General features: G+C 62.1%; 4 protein-coding genes. 1 reads left to right on the forward strand and 3 read right to left on the reverse strand.

Annotated features, from left to right (window positions below; all coding sequences use genetic code 11):
* Positions 1 to 1,460, reverse strand: a 1,460-nt coding sequence (locus D6877_RS02365; RefSeq protein ID WP_130909709.1) for an FAD-dependent oxidoreductase, incomplete at its 3' end; no start/stop codon positions are given.
* A gap of 332 nt (positions 1,461 to 1,792) precedes the next feature.
* Positions 1,793 to 3,997 (reverse strand): TonB-dependent siderophore receptor, encoded by a 2,205-nt coding sequence (locus D6877_RS02370; RefSeq protein ID WP_130909703.1) that lies wholly within the window; start codon positions 3,995 to 3,997, stop codon positions 1,793 to 1,795.
* A gap of 271 nt (positions 3,998 to 4,268) precedes the next feature.
* Between D6877_RS02370 and D6877_RS02375 the strand changes: the two genes are divergently transcribed.
* A complete protein-coding gene (locus D6877_RS02375; RefSeq protein ID WP_130909704.1) occupies positions 4,269 to 5,351 on the forward strand; it encodes a DUF1615 domain-containing protein in 1,083 nt (360 codons plus the stop codon).
* Between the two features lie 70 nt (positions 5,352 to 5,421).
* Here D6877_RS02375 and D6877_RS02380 read toward each other — a convergent pair.
* Positions 5,422 to 5,783, reverse strand: a 362-nt coding sequence (locus D6877_RS02380; protein WP_130909705.1) for a phage infection protein, incomplete at its 5' end; no start/stop codon positions are given.

Below are 5,783 nucleotides of genomic sequence, written 5' to 3' on the forward strand. Positions count from 1 at the left end.
TCGGCAATCGCCACATAGGTATCCGGCCGCAACAGATAAAATCCGTTGCGCCCCAAACCCGCCGTCTCAAACGCCGGGCGCCAGTCGAAGAGGTGCAGCGGCAAGTGATGTTCAGCGCACCAGGCGATCATCTCGTCGCTGGTGTCGCCGTAGACATGCACCTGCCAGCATGGCTGCCGTAGCGGCTCGAAATTATCTCCTTCGCCATCATGCGCCCACGGCAAGCGGTCGCCGCCGTGCACGTGGCCGGCTTCACCCTGGCTCAGTGGCATGCCGCGATAGTTGAGGGTGACTTGCGAGACCGTGCGAAACAGGAATTCGCGGCTGGCTTCGAACCCGGCCATTTTCGGCAGCAGAAACGGCGCCACGCGCATCCGTAGCAGATCGGCCATGCGACCCTGCGCGGTGACGAAACTGAAGACCTTGTCGGTGGTGGAGACCAGTCGGCGAGCGAAGGCGATGCGCTCGGATTCGTAGGTGTCGAGCAGCCTCGGCTCGGCGCCACCACTGAGCACGGCAGCGAGTTTCCACGCCAGATTGATTGCATCGCCAATGCCCGTGTTCATGCCCTGGCCACCGGCCGGACTGTGTACATGGGCGGCATCGCCGAGCAGAAACGCCCGGCCGTTTCGAAAGTGCTCGGCCACGCGGTGATGCACGCGGTAGGTGGAGAACCAGTGTACGTCTTCGATGTGCACTTTCAGCTGCTCGATGGCGCGGCTGCTGACGTCGACAAATTGCAGGGTTTCGGCACGCTCGGCGCGTTCGTCACGCACCGTGCCGATCAGTCGCGCGCGGCCTTCGCCGGCCAGTGGAAACACCGCGAGAAAATCCGCTTGGTCCAGGTCCAGATGCAACTCGCCATTCAGCGCCGGGCCGCTGGCCGTGATATCGGCGACGTAGAAAATCTGCTGATAGGTGCCGCCGGGGAAGTCGGTGTCGAGGGCTTTGCGCACCACCGAACGGGCGCCGTCGCAACCGGCCAGATAGCAGGCCTGACAGACTTCCTGCCGGCCATCGGGCAGGCGCAGATGGGCGGTGATGGTGTCGCCGGTGTCCGTGAAGCTGTCCAGCGCGGTATTGCGCTCGACGCTGACGCCGTAGTCTTCGAGGCGCTCGAGTAGCAACCGTTCGTGCTCGTCCTGCGGGAAGATCTCGACGAAGGCGTAGGGTGTCAGGCCTTCGCCGATGCGCTTGAGCGGCAGTTGCGCGACCGGTTTGCCGTGAACCCAGAAATTTGCCGCCGCGACCTGATGGCCGCGACGCACGATGGTGTCGGCCAGGTCGAGTTGGCGATACAGCTCGAGGGTGCGTGCCTGCACCGCCAGAGCACGGGAAGTGGTGCCGGGCGCCGAGGTCTTGTCGATGATGCGCACGCGCACGCCGAGTTTGCTCAGCCACAGGGCCAGTACCAGCCCGGTCGGGCCGGCGCCGATGATCAGCACGTCGCTGCGATTCATGGGGCTGTCCTCTTGTGGCTGTGCAGCAAGTATGGATCAGCGGGAGAGGGTGGCCAGTGTGGTCGGCCAGACGGAGTAAGGCTGCGTGGTAGTCAGGCGAGTGGGGCTGTTCGGTGTTCGGCTGAAGATGTTCGGTGTTGCCCGAATCGATCCCCCTCACCCCAGCCCTCTCCCCCAAGGGGGCGAGGGGGAAAGGGAGCCGATCTTCAAGCTTTTCAAGATTTGAGTTCGACTCGGAATATCAGGTCGGCTTCAATTGTCGAAGCAACCCGATCAGTCCCCTCTCCCTCTGGGAGAGGGTTAGGGTGAGGGGCTTTTGATCTTTTCAGCAGTCAGAAATCAATCGTCCCGGACAACTTTGCCACCCGCGGTTCGCCTTGGGTCAGGTAGCCGCCCTGAGCCGATTCCCAGTACTTCTTGTTCGCCACGTTCTCGACGCCGAACCGCAGCGTCACGTCCTTCTCTGACACCTTGAACGCATAGCGCGCGCCCGCGTCGAAGCGGTTCCACGTCGGCAGGCTGAGGTTGTTCGCTGCGTCGGCGTATTGCCCGCCGGTGCGCAGCATCCGCGCATTCAGCGCAACACCTTGCAGGCCCGGCACGTCCCAATCCACGCCAGCGTTGAACTGGAAGGTCGGCACGCCGATGGCATGGTTACCGTCGTTGGCGCCGTTGAGGGTGTTTTTCAGTTCGGTATCCATCAGGGTCAGGCCGCTGATCAGGCGCAGGCCGTCGATCGGCTCGCCGAACACGTTCATCTCCACGCCTTTGTTGATCTGCTCGCCTTCGCGCACGTAGGTGCAGGTGGTGGCGCTGTTGATTTCGCAGTAGCCGTCGCTTGGCTGTTCGATGCGGTAAACACCGAGGCTCGCACCGTAAGTGCCCATGTCGACTTTCACGCCCAGTTCGGTCTGCTTGGAGCGTTTCGGCGCGTAGACTTCGTTGCCGTTGGTGACGCGGAAACCGCCAGAGCTGGTCGGCGAAGTCGGCCCCTGGGCCAGGCCTTCGATGTGGTTGGCGTAGAACGACACATGCTCCCACGGCTTGAACACGATGCCGTACACCGGCGTGGTGATCGACTCGTCGTAGCTCGACGAGCGCGGGCCGCTGCCGTAGCTGGCGTAGCTGTAACCCTGCACCACCAGTTGCTGGCGACGCAGACCGGCGGTGACCAGCAGGCGATCATCGAAGAAACCGAGGGTGTCGGAAATTGCCACGCTGCGGTTGAAGGTCTTGCCGACGATGCCCGGATCGTTGAGATCGCCGCCAGAGAAATTGCCGACCGGTGCCGGAGGAGTGATCGGATGGTAAATATTGTTCGAGTAGCGGGTCAGGTCGAAGTCATAAGCGCTGCGCTGCTCGGCCCAGATCCCGGTCAGGCCGAAATTCAGCTTGTGGCTGACCGGGCCGGTGTTGAACTTGCCGTTGAGACCGGCCATGACGCTGGTGTTGTCCTCATCATGCGGGACGAACGAGCCAGTGGTGAACGAGGCGCCGCTGTTGCCGACCAGCGTGGTCGAGTTGTAGCGCCCGACTTCACGGGTGTGCTTGGCGCCACCGGCGGCGTAAGCGGTCCAGTTGTCGTTGAGGTCGTATTCGGCGCGGAGCATGCCGAAGGTGTCTTCGATGTCGGTGTAACCCCATTTCGGCGCGTAGTTGGTGTCCGCCGATGGCGCGTCCGGGATGTGCGTGGCGGTGCCGAGGTTGACCGAGCTGCGGCCACCATTGACGCGTTCCTTCTGATAGGCAAAGTCACCGGACACCCGCAGCGCATCGCCGCGATAATCCAGGCCGATGGCGAACAGTTTCGAGCGCTGGTTCTCGTGATCGATACCGGTGTCGCCTTCGCGCTGCGACAGGTTGACCCGCGCGCCGAAGCGGTTGTCTTCACCGAAACGCTGGCCGATGTCGAAGTGGTGACCGATGCGACCTTCGCTGTTGATGTCGGTGGTGTAACGGCGCAGCGGCACGTCGCCGGCGCGCTTGGGTTGCAGGTTGACGCCGCCGCCGATGCCGGAACCGGTCGGGGTCACGCCGTTGATGAAAGCGTTGGGGCCTTTGAACACTTCCACGCGCTCCAGCGCATCGGTGGAAATGATCTGCCGGGGCAATACGCCGTACAGGCCGTTATAAGAAATATCATCGCCATTGAGCGGCAGGCCGCGAATCATGAAGACCTGCGCCTGGTTGGAGAAGCCCGAGGCCTGGCGCACGGAAGAATCGTTGAGCAGCACGTCGGCGACGTTTTCCGCCTGCTGATCCTGGATCAATTGCTCGGTGTAGGACGCTGCGCTGAACGGCACGTCCATCATGTCCTGATTGCCGAGCACGCCCAACTGGCCGCCGCGCGCGACCTGACCGCCAGAGTAGACCGGGGGCAGGGCGTTGGGTGTCGGGGCCTGGGCATTGACGTTGACGTCGTCGAGCACCAGCGCTTTGCTGTTGTCTTCAGCGGCGTGGGCGGTGACGGTCAGGGAGCACAGCAGAGCAAGCAAAGTCGGGCGAAATGGAGCGCCGAGTCGAGCAGAAGCGGGCATGTCGGATACCTGGAGGCGAACGGCCAAAGAAAAAATAAGGGCGGCGCGGAACTCCTTGCGCTAATGCGACTCCAGGCGCGAATGATAGGGTTTCGCAGTAACGTTTTGCAATCAGTTTGTCATCAGCGCGTAGGAGCTGCCGCAGGCTGCGATCTTTTGATCTTGCTTTTTGCAGATCAAGGTCAACATCAAGATCAAAAGATCGCAGCCTTCGGCAGCTCCTACGCGGGTTGTGTATGGTGGTCTGGCTAATTTGATTGGATGGAGCAACATGCGATTACTCATTACTCTCGGCGCTTTGCTGCTGCTCGCCGGTTGCGCCAGCCAGCGCAGCAACGAACCGGCGCCGCGTCCGCCGGCTGAAGTGAAGGCGGAAATCGTTCGGCTGTTGCCGGCGAAAACTGCCGACCGTCAGGGCTGGGCCACGGACATCTACGCCGCGTTCGCCGCACAGGGCATCAACACCACCACGCAGAATCTGTGTTCGGTACTGGCCGTGGCCGAGCAGGAGTCCACTTTCCAGGCCGACCCTACAGTGCCCGGCCTGGGCAAGATCGCCCGCGACGAAATCGACCGCCGCGCCGCCAAGGTGCACATCCCCAGCCTGCTGGTCAGCGGCGCTCTGCAAGTGCGCTCGCCCAACGGCAAGAGCTACAGCGAACGCCTGAACGCTGCGCGCAGTGAAAAAGAGCTGAGCGCGATTTTCGACGATTTCATTGGCATGGTGCCGATGGGTCGCACGTTGTTCGGCGGGTTCAACCCGGTTCACACCGGCGGGCCGATGCAGGTCAGCATCGAATTCGCCGAGGAGCACGCCAAGGATTACCCGTACCCGGTGGACGGCACGATTCGTCGTGAAGTGTTCAGCAGGCGCGGCGGCATGTATTTCGGCATCGCCCATTTGCTCGGTTATCCGGTGAGTTACCGTGAGCCGCTGTATCGCTTCGCCGATTTCAACGCCGGCTGGTACGCCAGCCGCAATGCCGCGTTTCAGAATGCGGTCAGCCGCGCTTCCGGCATCCCGCTGACCCTGGACGGCGACCTGATTCGCTACGACTCGATCATGCCCGGCAGTACCGAACTGGCGGTGCGCACCCTCGGCAAGTCGCTGGGCATGCGCAACCCGACGATTCGCGATCAATTGGAGAAAGGCAAAACCCTGGAATTCGAAGAGACCAAACTCTATCAGCGCGTGTTCGAACTGGCGGAGCGGGCCGAAGGCAAGGCGTTACCGCGTGCGGTATTGCCGGGAATTGTGCTGCAAAGTCCGAAGATCACCCGCAAACTCACCACAGCCTGGTTCGCCAAGCGCGTGGACGAGCGCTACAAGCGCTGCATGGCCAAGGCCGGATAAAACACGCAGACATAAAAAACCCGGCTGCGGGAGCCGGGTTTCTCTGCGGTGTTGCGCTTGCAGTCATGCATCAGGCAACACGGCGTTCGATCAGACGATCAGAACCACCTTCGGCAACACGGCGCTCGATCAGACGATCCGAACCACCTTCAGCAACGCGGCGCTCGATCAGACGATCCGAACCACCTTCAGCAACGCGGCGTTCGATCAGACGATCCGAGCCACCTTCGGCAACACGGCGTTCGATCAGACGATCAGAACCACCTTCGGCAACACGGCGTTCGATCAGACGATCCGAACCACCTTCAGCAACACGGCGTTCGATCAGACGATCCGAACCACCTTCAGCCAGACGGCTTTCGATCAGTTTGTCCGAGCCGCCTTCGGCGATCATGGTGTGCGCCGGGGTGGCGGCGAAAGCGTTAACTGCGA

This window comes from Pseudomonas sp. Sample_9 (assembly GCF_004307535.1).
In the GTDB taxonomy this organism is placed as follows: Bacteria; Pseudomonadota; Gammaproteobacteria; order Pseudomonadales; family Pseudomonadaceae; genus Aquipseudomonas; species Aquipseudomonas mercuritolerans.

Bases quoted from the DNA above. Each gene is read 5' to 3' on its own strand.
- D6877_RS02370 (WP_130909703.1), bottom strand. From the start codon at position 3,997: ATGCCCGCTTCTGCTCGACTCGGCGCTCCATTTCGCCCGACTTTGCTT.
- D6877_RS02375 (WP_130909704.1), top strand. From the start codon at position 4,269: ATGCGATTACTCATTACTCTCGGCGCTTTGCTGCTGCTCGCCGGTTGC.